At 61.6% G+C, this 14,724-nt stretch carries 19 protein-coding genes and 1 pseudogene; 13 read left to right on the forward strand and 7 right to left on the reverse strand.

What is annotated here, in order from left to right; genetic code table 11:
• The 3 genes from BMZ46_RS24000 to BMZ46_RS24010 all read left to right on the forward strand — a co-directional run bounded on the left by BMZ46_RS24000 (window position 1) and on the right by BMZ46_RS24010 (window position 2,686).
• Window positions 1-561 carry a nucleotidyltransferase family protein gene (locus BMZ46_RS24000; RefSeq protein ID WP_074688885.1) on the forward strand — a complete coding sequence of 187 codons (561 nt, stop codon included), beginning with the start codon at window positions 1-3 and terminating at the stop codon, window positions 559-561.
• Window positions 562-676: 115 nt separating this feature from the next.
• Window positions 677-2,032 (forward strand): MATE family efflux transporter, encoded by a 1,356-nt coding sequence (locus tag BMZ46_RS24005; protein WP_074688883.1) that lies wholly within the window; start codon window positions 677-679, stop codon window positions 2,030-2,032.
• Between the two features lie 96 nt (window positions 2,033-2,128).
• Window positions 2,129-2,686, forward strand: a complete 558-nt coding sequence (locus BMZ46_RS24010) for a YceI family protein (protein WP_074688882.1) — start codon at window positions 2,129-2,131, stop codon at window positions 2,684-2,686.
• Between the two features lie 6 nt (window positions 2,687-2,692).
• Here the strand turns inward: BMZ46_RS24010 and BMZ46_RS24015 are convergent, their stop codons facing one another.
• Window positions 2,693-2,920 (reverse strand): YXWGXW repeat-containing protein, encoded by a 228-nt coding sequence (locus BMZ46_RS24015; RefSeq protein WP_039767335.1) that lies wholly within the window; start codon window positions 2,918-2,920, stop codon window positions 2,693-2,695.
• A gap of 182 nt (window positions 2,921-3,102) precedes the next feature.
• Between BMZ46_RS24015 and BMZ46_RS24020 the strand changes: the two genes are divergently transcribed.
• Window positions 3,103-3,789 carry a GNAT family N-acetyltransferase gene (locus tag BMZ46_RS24020; RefSeq protein WP_074688880.1) on the forward strand — a complete coding sequence of 229 codons (687 nt, stop codon included), beginning with the start codon at window positions 3,103-3,105 and terminating at the stop codon, window positions 3,787-3,789.
• Between the two features lie 71 nt (window positions 3,790-3,860).
• Here BMZ46_RS24020 and BMZ46_RS24025 read toward each other — a convergent pair whose 3' ends face one another.
• Window positions 3,861-4,301 carry a hotdog fold domain-containing protein gene (locus BMZ46_RS24025; protein ID WP_074688879.1) on the reverse strand — a complete coding sequence of 147 codons (441 nt, stop codon included), beginning with the start codon at window positions 4,299-4,301 and terminating at the stop codon, window positions 3,861-3,863.
• A 156-nt stretch (window positions 4,302-4,457) separates the two neighbouring features.
• On the opposite strand from BMZ46_RS24025, the gene BMZ46_RS24030 reads away from it, so the two are divergent.
• Window positions 4,458-5,084, forward strand: a complete 627-nt coding sequence (locus BMZ46_RS24030) for a TetR/AcrR family transcriptional regulator (RefSeq protein ID WP_074688878.1) — start codon at window positions 4,458-4,460, stop codon at window positions 5,082-5,084.
• Window positions 5,085-5,277: 193 nt separating this feature from the next.
• Here the strand turns inward: BMZ46_RS24030 and BMZ46_RS24035 are convergent, their stop codons facing one another.
• The gene (locus BMZ46_RS24035; protein WP_039767324.1) at window positions 5,278-5,910 is read right to left on the reverse strand and encodes a TetR/AcrR family transcriptional regulator; all 633 of its coding nucleotides are present in this window, start codon (window positions 5,908-5,910) and stop codon (window positions 5,278-5,280) included.
• 114 nt (window positions 5,911-6,024) lie between these two features.
• Here BMZ46_RS24035 and BMZ46_RS24040 point away from each other — a divergent pair, with 114 nt between their 5' ends.
• The gene (locus BMZ46_RS24040; protein WP_074688876.1) at window positions 6,025-6,609 is read left to right on the forward strand and encodes an NAD(P)H-dependent oxidoreductase; all 585 of its coding nucleotides are present in this window, start codon (window positions 6,025-6,027) and stop codon (window positions 6,607-6,609) included.
• 14 nt (window positions 6,610-6,623) lie between these two features.
• Here BMZ46_RS24040 and BMZ46_RS24045 read toward each other — a convergent pair whose 3' ends face one another.
• Window positions 6,624-7,565, reverse strand: coding sequence for a class I SAM-dependent methyltransferase (locus BMZ46_RS24045; RefSeq protein ID WP_074688874.1), 942 nt, complete (start codon window positions 7,563-7,565; stop codon window positions 6,624-6,626).
• A gap of 188 nt (window positions 7,566-7,753) precedes the next feature.
• On the opposite strand from BMZ46_RS24045, the gene BMZ46_RS24050 reads away from it, so the two are divergent.
• Window positions 7,754-8,167 carry a response regulator gene (locus BMZ46_RS24050; RefSeq protein WP_074688872.1) on the forward strand — a complete coding sequence of 138 codons (414 nt, stop codon included), beginning with the start codon at window positions 7,754-7,756 and terminating at the stop codon, window positions 8,165-8,167.
• A 63-nt stretch (window positions 8,168-8,230) separates the two neighbouring features.
• Window positions 8,231-8,899 (forward strand): HAD family hydrolase, encoded by a 669-nt coding sequence (locus BMZ46_RS24055; protein ID WP_074688870.1) that lies wholly within the window; start codon window positions 8,231-8,233, stop codon window positions 8,897-8,899.
• On the opposite strand, the gene BMZ46_RS24060 is transcribed toward BMZ46_RS24055, so the two are convergent.
• Window positions 8,893-9,552, reverse strand: coding sequence for a methyltransferase family protein (locus BMZ46_RS24060; RefSeq protein ID WP_074688868.1), 660 nt, complete (start codon window positions 9,550-9,552; stop codon window positions 8,893-8,895). The genes BMZ46_RS24055 and BMZ46_RS24060 overlap by 7 nt on opposite strands.
• Before the next feature lie 88 nt (window positions 9,553-9,640).
• On the opposite strand from BMZ46_RS24060, the pseudogene BMZ46_RS29625 reads away from it, so the two are divergent.
• Window positions 9,641-9,778, forward strand: a pseudogene (locus tag BMZ46_RS29625) (pyridoxal-5'-phosphate-dependent protein subunit beta); the annotation flags it as partial.
• Between the two features lie 108 nt (window positions 9,779-9,886).
• Window positions 9,887-10,486: a DinB family protein gene (locus BMZ46_RS24065; RefSeq protein ID WP_039767301.1), complete on the forward strand. Its 600-nt coding sequence runs from the start codon at window positions 9,887-9,889 to the stop codon at window positions 10,484-10,486.
• On the opposite strand, the gene BMZ46_RS24070 is transcribed toward BMZ46_RS24065, so the two are convergent.
• Window positions 10,401-11,327 (reverse strand): LysR substrate-binding domain-containing protein, encoded by a 927-nt coding sequence (locus tag BMZ46_RS24070; RefSeq protein WP_039767299.1) that lies wholly within the window; start codon window positions 11,325-11,327, stop codon window positions 10,401-10,403. The genes BMZ46_RS24065 and BMZ46_RS24070 overlap by 86 nt on opposite strands.
• Before the next feature lie 63 nt (window positions 11,328-11,390).
• On the reverse strand, window positions 11,391-12,284 hold the full coding sequence (locus BMZ46_RS24075; protein ID WP_039767297.1) for a LysR substrate-binding domain-containing protein: 894 nt from the start codon (window positions 12,282-12,284) through the stop codon (window positions 11,391-11,393).
• Between the two features lie 112 nt (window positions 12,285-12,396).
• Here BMZ46_RS24075 and BMZ46_RS24080 point away from each other — a divergent pair, with 112 nt between their 5' ends.
• From BMZ46_RS24080 to BMZ46_RS24090, 3 genes are read left to right on the forward strand one after another with little or no spacing between them, the layout of a single operon-like run.
• Window positions 12,397-13,419 carry an aldo/keto reductase gene (locus tag BMZ46_RS24080; RefSeq protein WP_074688866.1) on the forward strand — a complete coding sequence of 341 codons (1,023 nt, stop codon included), beginning with the start codon at window positions 12,397-12,399 and terminating at the stop codon, window positions 13,417-13,419.
• Window positions 13,416-14,213 (forward strand): SDR family NAD(P)-dependent oxidoreductase, encoded by a 798-nt coding sequence (locus BMZ46_RS24085; RefSeq protein ID WP_007952959.1) that lies wholly within the window; start codon window positions 13,416-13,418, stop codon window positions 14,211-14,213. The genes BMZ46_RS24080 and BMZ46_RS24085 overlap by 4 nt, the downstream gene beginning before the upstream one ends.
• Before the next feature lie 25 nt (window positions 14,214-14,238).
• Entirely contained in the window at window positions 14,239-14,649 is a 411-nt protein-coding gene (locus BMZ46_RS24090) for an SRPBCC family protein (RefSeq protein ID WP_064597619.1), read from the forward strand.
• The last annotated feature ends 75 nt before the right edge of the window (window positions 14,650-14,724 follow it).

Raw genomic sequence — 14,724 nt, forward strand, 5'->3', positions numbered from 1 at the left:
ATGATGCTAAAAGCCAATCTTCATGCACTCATGGCAAGTGATCGCGCACGCATGCAAATTCTTGAGATTGTAAGAGGATTGCAGTTGCGTGATTGCTGGGTCGCCGCCGGATTCGTACGTAGTCTGGTCTGGGATCATCTTCATGGGCGGGCGTTCTCTGCGTTGCCTTCTGATGTAGACGTCATTTGGTACGACTCGGATGACGCAAGTCCAGAGCGTGACGCGCAGTTGGAGTCATTGCTAATGACGCTGGACAGCAGCATAAGTTGGTCGGTCAAGAATCAGGCAAGAATGCATCAGCGTAACGCAGATCAGCCCTATGCTTGTGCAACCGAAGCAATGATGTTCTGGCCTGAGACGGCCACAGCCATAGGCGTCAGACTTGGTGCCAACGGCGTTATTGAAATAGCTGCACCCTTGGGCCTGCAGGATCTGTTTTCCCTCGTTGTCCGCCCTACGAGCAGGTTCCTCGCCGAGAAGCATTCGATCTATCTGGAGCGTGTCCGCGCCAAATCCTGGCATCTTGATTGGCCGCTTTTGCAGATCATGATTGAACGATGAACTCAGCTTCGTCCGCTTTTAATCAGACAGAAAAACCTTCACCGCTATTACCTCCGACAAGTCTCAAAACATCTAGCGTAATATCCAGGCAATCCTCCACCCGAGACGGACCTCAATGCAAACCCCCGCTCAATCCCCCCTCTGGAAAACCTACCTGCTGTTCCTGGCCCCGATGGTGCTGTCGAACTTCCTGCAATCGATGTCGGGCACGGTCAACAGCATCTACATCGGCCAGATGCTCGGTACGCAGGCGCTGGCGGCGGTGTCGGGGATGTTTCCGATCATTTTTTTCTTTATCGCGCTGGTCATCGGCCTGGGTGCCGGGGCAGGGGTGTTGATCGGTCAGGCGTGGGGCGCGCGTGAGTCGCACATGGTCAAGGCGATTGCCGGGGCGACGCTGTTGCTGGGGGTATTGATCGGGCTGGTGGCGGCGGTGCTGGGCAGTGTGTTTGCGCGTCAGGCCTTGCAGGGTTTGGGCACGCCGGCGGATGTGCTGGACGATGCGGTGGCCTATGCCCGGGTGATGATGTGGACCTTGCCGTTTGTGCTGGTGTACGTGCTGTTCACCCAGTTGTTACGCGGGGTGAGCGACACACTGTCGCCGATGTTGGCGCTGCTGCTGTCGACCGTTGTCGGGCTGGCGCTGACTCCGGCGTTCATTCGCGGCTGGATCGGCTTGCCGCAACTGGGCATCCAGAGCGCGGCGGTTGCAGGTCTGGCCGGTACGCTGGCGTCGATGGCGTGGCTGTCATGGAGCCTGATTCGCAAGGGCCATCCGCTGGCGCCGGATCGTGAGTTCTTCGCGGCGCTGCGACTGGACGGCGCAATTCTCGGCAAGGTGTTGCGTATCGGCCTGCCGACCGGGGTGCAGATGATTGTGCTGTCGCTGTCGGAGCTGGTGATTCTGGCGCTGGTCAACCAGCACGGCTCGCAGGCGACAGCGGCGTATGGCGCGGTGACGCAGATCGTCAACTACGTGCAGTTCCCGGCGCTGTCGATTGCGATCACCGCGTCGATCCTCGGCGCTCAGGCGATCGGTGCCGGGCGGTTGGAGCGAATGGGCCCGATCCTGCGCACCGGGTTGTGGATCAACGTGTGCCTGACCGGCGGCTTGATCCTGTCGGGTTACCTGTTGTCGCACTGGTTGCTGGGGCTGTTCCTGACCGAAGACTCGACCCGGGCGATGGCCGAGCACCTGTTGCACATCATGTTGTGGAGCCTGTTGATCTTCGGTTTCCAGGCGATCATCGGCGGCATCATGCGCGCCAGCGGCACGGTGCTGGTGCCGGTGGGCGTGGCGATCATCTGTGTGCTCGGTGTGCAGTTGCCGGCGGCCTACTGGCTGGACGGGCAGTTCGGTCTGCAGGGTGTGTGGATGGCGTTTCCGATCGCGTATCTGGGGATGCTGGTGCTGCAGACGCTGTATTACACACGGGTCTGGCAGCATCAGAAGATCGAGCGACTGGTGTGACGGGCCGGGCGGGCCTTGGTGGGCCTTGGCGGGGCTGGCGCAAGTGCCGGATGTTTGCTTAAGTCATTCGAGCCCCATCGGGCGCCGGAGCATTGCATGTCGATTCGATTGTTGTGGGCTGCCGCGTGTTGCCTGATCGTCGTCCCTGCTGCGCAGGCGGTGGAGTACACCCGGGTCAACACCACCGCCAGCCAGATCAGTTTCACCTACAACCAGATGGGCTCGCGGATGTACGGCACGTTCGGCAAGTTCGATGCGACGCTGGATTTCGACAGCGACAATCTCGCCAATGCCCGCACCACGCTGCACATCGACCTGACCAGCATCGACGCCGGCAGTGAGGACGCCAACACCGAGCTGGTGAAACCGGCATGGTTCGACACCGAGAAATTCCCGGTGGCTGTGTTCGAATCGACCCGCTTCAGCCCGGCCGGCGACAACCGTTATCTGGTCGACGGCCATCTCACGCTCAAAGGCATCACCCGTGAGGTGCAGGTGCCGGTGCAACTCAAACCCGACAGCAGCATCGGCATTTTTGACGGCGAACTGGTGCTCAAGCGCGACCAGTTCGGGCTCGGTGCAGGGGAGTGGGCGGACACCGTGGTGTCCAAGGACATCGACATCAAGTTCAAGGTCGTTGCCCCCGCGCAGTGACCGGCCTCAGTACGCTCGCCAATGCCCTGGCATCCAACGCCATTGGTTGCCGGCCCAGCGGTAATGCCCGGCGACCCAGTGATAACCCGGCGCAGGCATGACCGGAACCACCTCAACGATCGGTGGTGGCCGATGCGGGCGAACCGGTTCGACGACACAGCCCGACAGGGTGATCGCTACCAGCGCGGCAGCGAGCAAGGATTTGATGGTTTTCGCGGAACGCAGAACGTTCATGGCAACTCCTCAAGGCGTGCGTCGGGAATGAACGCAGCTGAAAAATTGGACGCCAAATCGGCGAAAGATCCGTTCTCGGGCAGATGAAATTTTTGTCAGGCGTGCACAAGGTATGATGTCGCGGTTCGCCGGTCGCTCAACTCGCCCGGCAACCTGTGTTTTACCGTTGGAGTCCGCCCGCCATGCCCCGCATCACCCACTACAAATCCCCATGCCCCGAAGGCGTCAGCAGCCAGATCCTGCAGATGGTGGTCGACTATCTCACCGACATCAGCGCCATCGGGCTGGGTCCGAGTAACCTGCTGTACAACGTTTATCAGTACGCGGTCGGCTACGAGGTGCATCTGTATCTGGAGGCGTTGAACGGCGAGAAGGGCACCGAGGTGGAATTGCTGGTGGCCACCGACGACGATGATCCGGAGCAGGTGATCGGCTTCCTGTTGTATCTGCCAGTGCAGGGTGATTGGGAGGCGTGCAACGTGGCCTATCTGGCGGTGCGCGAGGGGCATCGGCGTCAGGGCGTGGCCCGTTCGTTGATCGCGGACATGGTGGCGCGTTACCCCCATGCCGAACTGACCTGCAGCGTCGGCAAGGTGCCGTATTTCGAAGCGCTGGGTTTCGAGGTGCTGGGCCAGCTCGAAACGCAGGTGCTGATGAGCACTCGGCATTACCGCAGCAACGGGTTGCGCGGGTTTATCGACACGACGCCGATCTACCGTTCGCTGGAAGTGCAGCAGATCCACACCTACCTGCTGCAAAAGCACGGCAAGCGAGCGATGCTCGATGCCGAGAAACAGCGCGATCGGCATCTGGATCAGGTCACCCGCCGCACCGAAGAATTTGTTCGTCAGCGCCTGACCGTTCACTGATCCCTTCTCTTTGAAACGACGAAAGCCCTTGTTGCGATCAGCGCAGCAAGGGCTTTTTTGTGCCGGTGATTTCAGGGCAGTTTCACGTTCATGGTGATTCGCGCCGTGAACACTTTCTTGCCTTCGGCGTCGTGAACATCCACTGGGACGATCTTGTCGCCTTCGGTCTGCCAGTCCAGCCCTTCGCCATTGGCCACGGCGGTCACGTCGGTCTTGGCCTTGGCCAGGTATTCGACGGTCATGCCCTTGGGAATCCAGCGTGCGCCGGCGGGAATCGACACGTCGGTCATCATCCCGGCTGCCAGTTCAGCGGCGTTGCACAGGGCGATGGCGTGGACGGTGCCGAGGTGGTTGGTGATCTCGCGGCGAAACGGCACCTGCACCTGCGCGGAACCTGCCCGCAACTCGGTGACCAGTGGGTTGATGGTGCTGAAATAGGGAGCGACCTGGCAGGCCATCTGGCTGAACGCCTGGGAACCGACACTGTTGAACATGCTGAGAAACTGACTCATGGGTGGAGCCTCGCGGTTAGGGGATATACAGAATCATGTTCCGTAACAGAATATTGTTCTGTAACGGAACGGTATTCTGTCTGCGGGAAATCTGTCAACCTGTGCGCGTTTCGATCACCGGCACGGACGTGCCCTTTACCCGGATTTTCAAGGCCCATGGACACCGCAGATCTTCTCGAACGCAGCTACCCCGGCCGCCGCGCCGAACTCAAGCGCGACATCTTTCGCAAGGCCCTGCGCCTGTTCAACGAGCAGGGCATCGAGGCCACCACCATCGAAATGATCCGCGCCGAATGCGACACCAGCGTCGGGGCGATCTACCACCACTTCGGCAACAAGGAAGGGCTGGTGGCCGCGCTGTTCTTCACTGCGCTGGAGGACCAGGCGCGCCTGCGCGATGCCTATCTGGCCGACGCGACGACCACCGAAGAGGGCGTGCAGGCGCTGGTCTACAGCTACGTGGATTGGGTCGAGAACCAGCCGGAGTGGGCGCGGTTCCAGTATCACGCGCGCTATGCCGTGACCCGGGGCCCGCACAAGGACGAACTGGCCGAGCGCAACAAGACCCGCAACCTCGGCTTGCGTACCTGGCTGAGCGAGTCCGGGCGCGCGGCTGAACTCAACGAGTGCCCGGCCGAGTTGTTGCCGTCGCTGATCGTCGGTCAGGCCGACAGCTATTGCCGCGCGTGGTTGTCCGGGCGAGTGCAAGGCAGTCCGAAGGCCTATCGCGAATTGCTGGCTCAGGCCGCGTGGCGTTCGATCCGCCGTGAACCCGAACGCTGATTTTCCGAGACAAAAAAAGAGCCTCAAGACTCTTTGATGGGGAGGAAGTAGAGCCCGCGAGGCTCAAGATGCGCATGAAGCCAGGTGCAGGCTTGATTGGGGTTCAGAGCACCCGCACCTACGCAACGGCTTGGCGGACCAAGCGACTGCGTAGTTCCATCGTAGGAAGGTGGGGGGATGCGCTCAAGTACCGTCAGTCACCTGCCAGGATGGCGCGGGCGGCGGCTCTTTCGACCATCGCAATGATGGTTGCCAGCAGCTCGTCACGGGCCTGTTCGGCGCTGATTTCGTTGGTGGCGGCGGCTTGCGACAGGGCTTCGGCGGCGCCGAGCATGGCACGTAATCCTGCCTGACCGATCTCTGCGCCGTCAGCGAAAGGCGACAGCACGTTGCGGCATTTCTCCAGAAAGATCGCCTCGTATTCGCGCTTGATCTTCTCCAGTTCCGGCGTGCTCGCCAAAGCGGCGATCACTCCCGGAATCTCGTTGCCCTGGGTCAGCACGCAATCGACATACGCCGTGGCAATCACCGTCGCAATGCCGTTCAAGGTTGCTTCGGCGTTGGCCAGCGCGGCGTCCATCAGCGCCGTCTGGCGTCGGTCGAAATCCTGATACAGCGCCGCGAGCAGGCCGGCGCGGGTGGTGAAATGGTCGTAGACCACCGGTTTGGTCACGCCGGCCTTTTCCGCCAGATAACCGAGGGTCAGGGCATCGGTGCCTTCTTCGCGAATCAGTTGCCAGGCCATGTCGAGCAACTGGCGCTGGCGATCTTCCCGGGACAGGCGTCGACGGGGTTGTGTGTGTTCGGGGATTTCAGTGGTTGACATTGCTTATATACCAAACGTAACTTACTGAAGGTAACTTGCTAGTAGTAGCTTACCAATCGTAGCTTTTCGCAAGGGTAAGCCCTTGGTCAGCAATCACCAACCGGAGATTTCCCCATGCACGCATTGATTGTTGTAGATCACGATGATCCACGTTCGCTGACCCGCGCGTTGGCGCAACAGATTGCCAAAGGCCTGTCGGAAAGCGATCCATCCAGCACCTTCGAAATCGCCGACCTGCACGCCGAAGAATTCGACCCACGCTTTGGCGTGGCCGACTGGGCAGTGCATCACCGCGAATCCGCCCCACCCGCTGATGTACTGGCCGAGCAGGCACGCATCGACCGCGCCGACGTGCTGGTGCTGGTCTATCCGGTGTTCTGGTGGTCGATGCCCGCTTTGCTCAAAGGCTGGATCGACCGGGTATTCAGCAATGGCTGGGCGTACGATTTCGACGGCGACAAGACGCTGAAAAAACTCGGACGATTGCGCGTACACCTGGTCGGACTCGGCGGAGCGGATGTGCGCACTTACGAGCGCCACGGCTACGGCGCGGCGATGAAGACGCAGATCGATCACGGCATTTTCGACTACTGCGGGGCGACAGTGGCGGGCTCGGCGTTGTTGCTGGAGTCCGAGTCGAGCGATCCTGCGGTGCAGCTGCAGGCGGCGCGCGAAATGGGCCTCGGACTATTCCGCTGAAACCGGCGAGGAAGTTATTCAGTGCGCTTGAAGACTAGCGCCTTCAGACCGCTTTCCGGGTCGATATCCGGAAACTCCGGTGGATTCTCCAACCGCTGCTCGAAGCGCAGGCTCGGTGCCTCTTGGGTCACACCATCAATCAGGAAGTCCGAACCGAACGAAGGATCGTTCATGCACGCCAGCACCGCGCCCTGCGCCGTGAGCAATTCCGGCAGACGACGCAGCACGCGCTGGTAATCCTTGGTCAGCAGAAAACTGCCTTTCTGGAACGACGGCGGGTCGATGATCACAAGGTCATACGGGCCGCTGTTGATCACCTTGCCCCAGGACTTGAACAGGTCGTGGCCGAGGAAACTCACCTTGCTCAGATCATGCCCGTTCAACCGGTGATTGTCGCGGCCCCGGCTCAGCGCGGCGCGGGACATGTCGAGGTTGACCACATGGCTGGCGCCGCCCTCGATGGCCGCCACCGAAAAACCGCAGGTGTAGGCGAACAGGTTCAGCACCCGTTTGCCCGCCGCCTGTTCGCGCACCCAGTTGCGCCCGTAACGCATGTCGAGGAACAGCCCGGCGTTCTGCTTGCGGCCCAGATCTACGCGGTATTTCAGGCCGCCCTCGACGATGGTCATTTCGTCGATTTCTTCACCCAACAGCCATTCAGCGGTGCTCTGCGGCAGGTAACGATGCTGGATCAGCAGAGTGTGGGCACCGGACTGCTGCCATGGCGCCGAAGCGGTGATTTCCAGCAACAGACGCTTGAGGTCTTCCAGCTGCGAAGTCTCGGGCTCCTTGAACAACGACACCAGCACCACGCCTTGCAGCCAGTCCACGGTGACTTGCTCCAGCCCCGGCCAGCAACGCCCACGCCCATGGAACAGGCGCCGGGTTTCGGCCGGGGCCGACGTCAGCGCGTTGAGCAGGTGGGTATGGAGAATGGCGAGGGCTTGAGGGTTCATCAATCAGGATCGGCCAGCAAAAGGGCGCGCATTTTAACCGCAATAACGCGTCGGTGACTGCCCGTCGAACGGGTGTTATCGAAAAGAGCTGTATCAAAAATGAATTTCTGTAGAAGGCGCTGCTCATACCAGATAAGCAGCGGGATCAAGCCGCTAAATCGTTCATGCAATTCAGGGAGTGCCAGTTCATGTGTCCAATTTCGACGTCGAGCGCGCACCTTCCTGGCGGATTGATTCTGGTAGTTGAGGACGATCCGTTGATTCTGGAGTTTCTGTGCGAAATTCTTCAGGAGGAAGGTTTCAAGGTCGAGCCGCAGAACAGTGCCGATGCGGCCTCGCAATATCTGGAAGAGCACGCGCCGGAAGTGGCGCTGCTGCTTACCGACATCACCATGCCCGGCACCCTTAACGGCGCGGACCTGGCCAATCTGGTCGGCGATCGCTGGCCGGACAAACCGGTGATGGTCATGTCCGGTTATGAAACGCCGGAAACCTCAGGGGTGAAACATCCGGTAGCGTTTATCAAGAAGCCTTGGGCAATCGGCCAGTTGCTCGATTGCGTGGACAGTGCGTTCAAATCCAGGGCGCCGCGTCTGCACTGAAGCGTCCTGCAAGTGCTACATTGCCGGGCATCGTTGCCCGGCCCCTTGCGAGGAAGTGATCTTTTGTCAGCTCACGAGACTGTTTTCAACCGCGCGTTCGGCGCGTTCCTGTTCGACATGGACGGCACCGTCCTCAACTCCATCGCCGCCGCCGAGCGGATCTGGTCCGCCTGGGCCGTGCGGCACGGGGTGAACGTCGAAACGTTCCTGCCGACCATCCATGGCGTGCGCGCCATCGACACCATCACGCGTTTGAACCTGCCGGGCGTGGACGCCGAGGCGCAAGCGGCGTTCATCACCAAGGCGGAAATCGAAGACGTCGAAGGCATTGTCGAAATCCCCGGTGCAGCGGCATTTCTCAAGTCGTTGCCGGCGGATCGCTGGGCCATGGTGACCTCGGCGCCACGGGATCTGGCGTTGCGGCGGATGACGGCGGCGGGGATTCCTGAACCGGCGGTGATGATCACCGCTGAAGACGTGAGCGCCGGCAAACCGGATCCGGCCGGTTATCGACTGGCGGCCAAACGCCTGGGCCTGGAACCGGCGGACTGCCTGATTTTCGAAGACGCCACCGTCGGCATCCAGGCCGCTGAAGCCGCCGGCGCGCCGTTGATGATCATCACCACCACTCACCAGCATCCGCTTGAAACCACCCACGCGACCATCGCCAGTTACCGCGACATTGCGCTGAGCATCGACAGCGACGGCCAGCTGCGCCTGCAACCTCAATAAACCCCGGGCACCAGTCGCCAGCTGCGCGCGCAATAAGCGTCGTATTCGGCGCCGAACTGCGCACGCAGCAGGGCCTCTTCGGCGTGGATGCGGGCGATCAGCGGGATCAGCGTCAGCGCCGCCAGCAGCAGGCCGACCACCGAACGAAACGCCAGCGCCCAGCCGATCGCATTGATCACCAGCCCCAGATAACTGGGGTTACGCAAATGTCGATAGATGCCGTCGGTAACCAATCGGTGCCCCGGCTGAATCGCCACCAGCCCGCTGAACCGATGACCCAACACAAACACCGGCCATAAACGCAATCCGCCGCCGACGATAAACAACAGCGCTCCCAGCCAACGGGTGCCTTCGCGGCCGATGGTCCAAAAGCCGATGCGGTCGCAGTAAGCCGGCAGAAAGGCACTGACCAATCCGATTACGGCGAACGCCGGAATCACCCAGCGATTGGCCCGGTCCTCGCGCTCGCCGGTGCTCAGATTCACTTCCGTGAACAGCGACGCCACCACCATGGCCAGCGTGGCCAGGGCCACCACGACCAATGCGCCGTGAGAAAAAAACACCGCCACGCCACCGATGCCCCACATCGCCAGGCCCAGATAGGCGAGGGTGGCGAGCACGGCGACCACGGTCATTTGCGCAGACATTTTCATAGGCACCTCACGGGCTGTTCCGTTCAGTGTAGATCCCGGCACGATCCCCGGCGTTTAGCCGCTGGCAACGGCGTATGGAGGATCAACGGCGTGCGGGATTTCACTGGAGGTGGCGTATCTTGACCTCCCGGCGCTGGCGGGGGCACGGGATGTGGTGATCATTGTTTGTGGCGGGGTAAGTATCAGTGCGCAACTGGTGACGGGGTGGGCGCGGTTGGGGGCTTGAGCGCAAGCGGAAGGTATTCACCTTCGACCAATAGTCAGCACCACCGCCATTCCCGCGAGAGAGGTCTATCCTAGGCGAAGCCCTTTTTCGTGCCTACGGTGACCCGCGATGATCAATCTGGCCACGGCCCATCTGCTCACGGACTACAAGACCTGGGCCAATCAGCGTCTGTTCGACAGCCTGCAAGCGCTGCCGGCGGGGGAGACGACGAGGGAGCGCAAGACGGTTTTCAAAAACATGATCGGTACGCTGAACCACATCTACGTGGTCGACCGGATCTGGCAGGCGCACCTCGAAGGGCGCGAGCACGGTTTCACGACGTCCCATGATCTGGTGCACGCCGACCTCGGCGAGTTGCGCCAGGCCCAGCAGGAAGTCGATGGCTGGTATCGCACCTGGAGCGCGCAGCAGACCGAAGCCTCGCTGAACCGCTCGATCGATTTCAAATTTGTTTCCGGCGATGGCGGCACCATGAACGCCGGGGCGATCCTGATGCACGTGATCAACCACAACAACTACCACCGTGGCTGGGTGGTGCAGATGTATTTCGAGATCCCGCAGATGCCGCCGATGACCGACCTGCCGGTGTACCTGCGCGAGGTCGATCCGGGGTTCAAGCCGATCAGTGCGCCTGTGGCGGAAGCGGCGCCGACATGTGATGGGCAATCAGCGAGCGCAACCAGCGTTCCGCCGGATCGTTGTCGTTGACCCCGTTCCAGACCATCGACAGCTCCGAAGGCACGATGTCGAACGGCGGGTCGTCGGCGCGCAGCACGCTGCTGCCTTCGACCAGCGCACAAGCGGCGAAATCCGGCACGGTGGCGAGCATGTCGGTGCCGGCCAGAATCGCCCGCAGCGGAGCGAATTGCGGCACTGCCAGCACGACACGACGTGCACGGTTGATTCGCGCCAGATCGCTGTCGATGGCACCGCCCAGATCGCCGGAAAACGACACCAGCGCATGGGGCCGTTCGCAGTAGTCGTCGAGGGTCAGCGCGCCGGGACGATCATCGCCGCGCAGGATCTTGCAGCGCAGGTCCCGCAGTTTTTTGCGTTTGGCATTGGCCGGCAGCTCAGTGGTGTAACTGACGCCGACGGAAATCTCCCCGGACGCCAGCATCGACGACATCAGCAGGAAATTAACCCGGCGGATGACGACCACCACGTCCGGCGCTTCCTCGCGCAATTGCTTGAGCAGCGGCGGCAGCAGGCCGAACTCGGCATCGTCCGACAGACCGATGCGAAACACGTCGCGGCTGCTCAGCGGGTCGAAATCCTTGGCCCGGCTGACCGCGCCGGAAATGGTGTCCATCGCCGGCTGCAATTCCTTGAGGATCGCCAGCGCCCGCTGGGTCGGCTCCAGCACGCGACCGTTGCGCACCAGCAACGGGTCGTCGAATAGGTCGCGCAGTTTCGCCAGTGACGCACTGACGGCGGGCTGGCCGAGGAACAGCTTTTCCCCGGCGCGGGTCAGGTTCTTTTCGAACATCAGGGTTTCGAAAATCACCAACAGATTCATGTCCACGCGACGCAGGTCATTGCGGTTCATGCCGGAAGACTCGCTGGTTTTTTGAGTCTTTTCAGTAAAGCAGCAAAGTCTTGCGCTGTCGGGTCACTGGGCGGGATCGACGCCGGTCAATACCTTGCGAAACGTTTCCACCAGCGGCCGCAGGTTGATCCGGTGCCAAGCCGCCCACAACGGCGTGGTAAACGCCAGCCACGGCACTTCCCGCAGCACCACGCCCGGCGGTGCGTTGTGGCTCAGGCCTTTCTGGATCATCGCGATCCCCAGACCCGAAGCGACCAGCCCCAGCGCGGTAAACGGCTCGGTGGCCTGCATCCGCACATCCGGGGTGAAGCCTGCACGGATGCAGGCGCTGACGAACTCATCGTCAGCGCCTTGGCGTGGCTGCACGCCGATCCATTCCTGATCGGCCAGATCCGCCGGGGTCAGCGATGCCAGTTGGTTCAGCGGGTGATGTTCGGGCAGCGCCAGCAACATCGGGTCGTCCAGCACCTGGAAGCCCAGCAGGTCAGGGTCGTCGATCGTCGGCGGCTCACTGACCAGCGCGATATCGAGGCTACGCTGACGCAGGCCTTCCAGTTGTTCGGCAGAACTCAGGTTGTACAGCGCGACATGCACGTTAGGCCGGTCGACCCGCAGTACGCGCAAGGCATTGGGCAAAACCCCGGCGTGCATCGCGTTCTCGATGTAGCCGATGCACAGGCCGCCTTCTTCGCCACGGCCCAGGCGTTTGCCGAGGGATTCCAGGCGATTGGCGTGGGTCAGCAGGGCGCGGGTTTCGGCGAGAAAGGTCTGGCCGTCGCGGGTCAGGCGTATGCGCTGCTGGCTGCGTTCGAACAGGGTCAGGCCCAGGCGTTCTTCGAGCTGGGCGATCTGTCGGCTCAGGGGCGACTGGGAAATGTGCAGGCGCTCGGCGGCGCGGCCGACGTGTTCTTCCTCGGCGACGGCGACGAAGTAGCGCAATTGGCGGATGTCGATCATGTCAGACCTTCAAGGACTCAAGTACTGCGGATTATGTCTTGGACGGTCTGAGTGGCGCAATCTAGGATCTGCTCAACGGTCAACACCGACCACGAACTACGAGGACAGCATCATGAGCTTGAAAGACAAACTCCCCGGCCAACTCGGCTTCGGCACCGCGCCACTGGGCAACATGTTCCGCGCCATTCCTGAAGAGGAAGCCCAAGCCACCGTGCACGCAGCGTGGGATGCCGGCGTGCGTTACTTCGACACCGCGCCGTTCTATGGCTCGGGCCTGTCGGAAATTCGCCTCGGCGAAGCACTGTCCCGCTACAAGCGCGACGACTATGTGCTGAGCACCAAGGTTGGCCGGGTGATTCTCGATGAAGTCGAAGACGCCGCCGCCCGGGATCTGGGCGAGAAAAGCGGGGTGTTCGAACACGGCCGCCCGAACAAGATCGTCAACGACTACAGCGCCGACGCCACCTTGCGTTCGATCGAAGACAGCCTCAAACGTCTGAAAACCGATCGCCTCGACATCGTCTGGGTCCACGACATCGCTCAGGATTTCTACGGCGATCAATGGCTCGAGTACTTCAATCAGGCCCGCACCGGCGCCTTTAAAGTCCTGACCCGTCTGCGTGAAGAAGGTGTGATCAAGGGTTGGGGCCTGGGCGTGAACAAGGTCGAGCCGTGCGAGTTGACGCTGGACCTGACCGAGGCGCAGCCTGACGGCTTCCTGTTGGCCGGCCGCTACACCTTGCTCGACCACGATCGCGCCTTGCAGCGTTTGATGGATTCGGCACGGGCGCAGAACGTTGAAATCGTGGTCGGCGGCCCCTACAGCTCGGGGATCCTGGTCGGCGGCGCGCACTTCGAATACCAGAAGGCCAGCCCTGAGATCGTGGCGAAGGTCGAGCAGATCAAACGCATCGCCGCGGCCCATGGCGTGGATGTCAAAGCGGCTGCATTACAATTCTCGCTGGCCAATCCGGCCGTGGCAGCCGTGATTCCCGGCGCGAGCAAGCCGGGGCGCATCGCTGAAGATGTGGCGGCGTTGTCGGCGGTCATTCCGGCCGGTTTCTGGCAGGCCATGCGTGAAGCGAAACTGGTGTCCGAACGAGCACCATTACCCATCGACGAGGTGAAAGCATGAAGATCGATCTGAGCGGAAAACTGGCGATTGTCAGCGGCAGCACGGCGGGCATCGGTTTGGGCATCAGCCAGTCACTGGCCGAGGCGGGCGCCACGGTGGTGGTGATCGGTCGCGACGCGGCCAAGGTCGAGCAGGCGCTGGCAAGCATTCGAGACAAAGTGCCGGGCGCGCAACTGCGCGGTCTGACGGCGGATCTGGGCACGGCCGAAGGCGCGCAGAAACTGTTCGCCGCTGAACCGAAAGCCGACATCCTGGTGAACAACCTCGGCATCTACAACGCCGTGGATTTCTTCGATGCGCCGGACGATGAGTGGACGCGCTTCTACGAAATCAACGTGATCTCCGGCGTTCGCCTGTCGCGGCATTACGTACCGGCGATGGTCGAACAGGGCTGGGGCCGGGTGATCTTCCTGTCTTCGGAATCCGGCGTGGCCACTCCGGCCGACATGATCAACTACGGCGTGACCAAAAGCGCCAACCTCGCGGTGTCCCATGGCCTGGCTAAACGTCTGGCTGGCACCGGGGTTACGGTTAATGCGATTTTGCCCGGGCCGACCTTCACCGACGGTGTCGAGGAAATGCTCAAGGATGCTGCCGCCGAATCTGGCCGCAGCCTGCGGGACGAGGCTGACGCCTTTGTGCGCCGGGCCCGTCCGAGCTCGATCATCCAGCGCGTGGCGGATGTCGAAGAGGTCGCGCACCTGGTCACCTACATCGCTTCACCGCTGTCCTCGGCCACCACCGGCGCCGCTTTGCGGGTCGACGGCGGCGTGGTCGACAGCCTGACTATCTGAATTCATTGAGAGAGACTTTTTATTTATGGCAACAGCATCAGCAACGATCGACATCCCGGCTTCGGCCGATCAGGTCTGGCAATTGATTGGCGGCTTCAACACCCTGCCGGACTGGCTGCCGTTCATTCCCAACAGCGAACTGAGCGAAGGCGGGCGCGTGCGCACTTTGCAAACCGCTGACGGCGGGGTGGTGGTCGAGCGTCTTGAGACGTTCGATAACGCGGGCAAAACCTACAGCTATTCGATTCTGCAGGCACCGTTTCCGGCCACCGATTATCTGGCGACGATTCGCGTTGAAGCCCAGGGGCAGGGCGCGAAGGTAACGTGGTCGGGACGCTTCACGGCCAAGGGCGTGAGCGATGAGGAAGTGGTGGCGTTGTTCAGCGGGATCTATCAGGGCGGCCTGGAAGCGCTGCGCGCCAACTATCCCGCCTGAGTTTGTTCACTGATCGTTCCCACGCTCTGCGTGGGAATGCAGCCCGGGACGCTCCGCGTCCCTTCCGGAGCTGGA

It is taken from the genome of Pseudomonas sp. NFIX49 (genome assembly GCF_900115915.1).
Classification (GTDB): Bacteria; Pseudomonadota; Gammaproteobacteria; order Pseudomonadales; family Pseudomonadaceae; genus Aquipseudomonas; species Aquipseudomonas pharyngis.

Excerpts from the sequence above, each read along its gene's own strand:
- BMZ46_RS24020 (WP_074688880.1), top strand. The coding sequence starts at position 3,103 with ATGCCCCGCATCACCCACTACAAATCCCCATGCCCCGAAGGCGTCAGC.
- BMZ46_RS24025 (WP_074688879.1), bottom strand. The coding sequence starts at position 4,301 with ATGAGTCAGTTTCTCAGCATGTTCAACAGTGTCGGTTCCCAGGCGTTC.
- BMZ46_RS24080 (WP_074688866.1), top strand. The coding sequence starts at position 12,397 with ATGAGCTTGAAAGACAAACTCCCCGGCCAACTCGGCTTCGGCACCGCG.
- BMZ46_RS24075 (WP_039767297.1), bottom strand. The coding sequence starts at position 12,284 with ATGATCGACATCCGCCAATTGCGCTACTTCGTCGCCGTCGCCGAGGAA.
- BMZ46_RS24050 (WP_074688872.1), top strand. The coding sequence starts at position 7,754 with ATGTGTCCAATTTCGACGTCGAGCGCGCACCTTCCTGGCGGATTGATT.
- BMZ46_RS24070 (WP_039767299.1), bottom strand. The coding sequence starts at position 11,327 with ATGAACCGCAATGACCTGCGTCGCGTGGACATGAATCTGTTGGTGATT.
- BMZ46_RS24090 (WP_064597619.1), top strand. The coding sequence starts at position 14,239 with ATGGCAACAGCATCAGCAACGATCGACATCCCGGCTTCGGCCGATCAG.
- BMZ46_RS24065 (WP_039767301.1), top strand. The coding sequence starts at position 9,887 with ATGATCAATCTGGCCACGGCCCATCTGCTCACGGACTACAAGACCTGG.
- BMZ46_RS24060 (WP_074688868.1), bottom strand. The coding sequence starts at position 9,552 with ATGAAAATGTCTGCGCAAATGACCGTGGTCGCCGTGCTCGCCACCCTC.
- BMZ46_RS24000 (WP_074688885.1), top strand. The coding sequence starts at position 1 with ATGATGCTAAAAGCCAATCTTCATGCACTCATGGCAAGTGATCGCGCA.
- BMZ46_RS24030 (WP_074688878.1), top strand. The coding sequence starts at position 4,458 with ATGGACACCGCAGATCTTCTCGAACGCAGCTACCCCGGCCGCCGCGCC.
- BMZ46_RS24010 (WP_074688882.1), top strand. The coding sequence starts at position 2,129 with ATGTCGATTCGATTGTTGTGGGCTGCCGCGTGTTGCCTGATCGTCGTC.
- BMZ46_RS24035 (WP_039767324.1), bottom strand. The coding sequence starts at position 5,910 with ATGTCAACCACTGAAATCCCCGAACACACACAACCCCGTCGACGCCTG.
- BMZ46_RS24005 (WP_074688883.1), top strand. The coding sequence starts at position 677 with ATGCAAACCCCCGCTCAATCCCCCCTCTGGAAAACCTACCTGCTGTTC.
- BMZ46_RS24085 (WP_007952959.1), top strand. The coding sequence starts at position 13,416 with ATGAAGATCGATCTGAGCGGAAAACTGGCGATTGTCAGCGGCAGCACG.
- BMZ46_RS24015 (WP_039767335.1), bottom strand. The coding sequence starts at position 2,920 with ATGAACGTTCTGCGTTCCGCGAAAACCATCAAATCCTTGCTCGCTGCC.
- BMZ46_RS24040 (WP_074688876.1), top strand. The coding sequence starts at position 6,025 with ATGCACGCATTGATTGTTGTAGATCACGATGATCCACGTTCGCTGACC.
- BMZ46_RS24045 (WP_074688874.1), bottom strand. The coding sequence starts at position 7,565 with ATGAACCCTCAAGCCCTCGCCATTCTCCATACCCACCTGCTCAACGCG.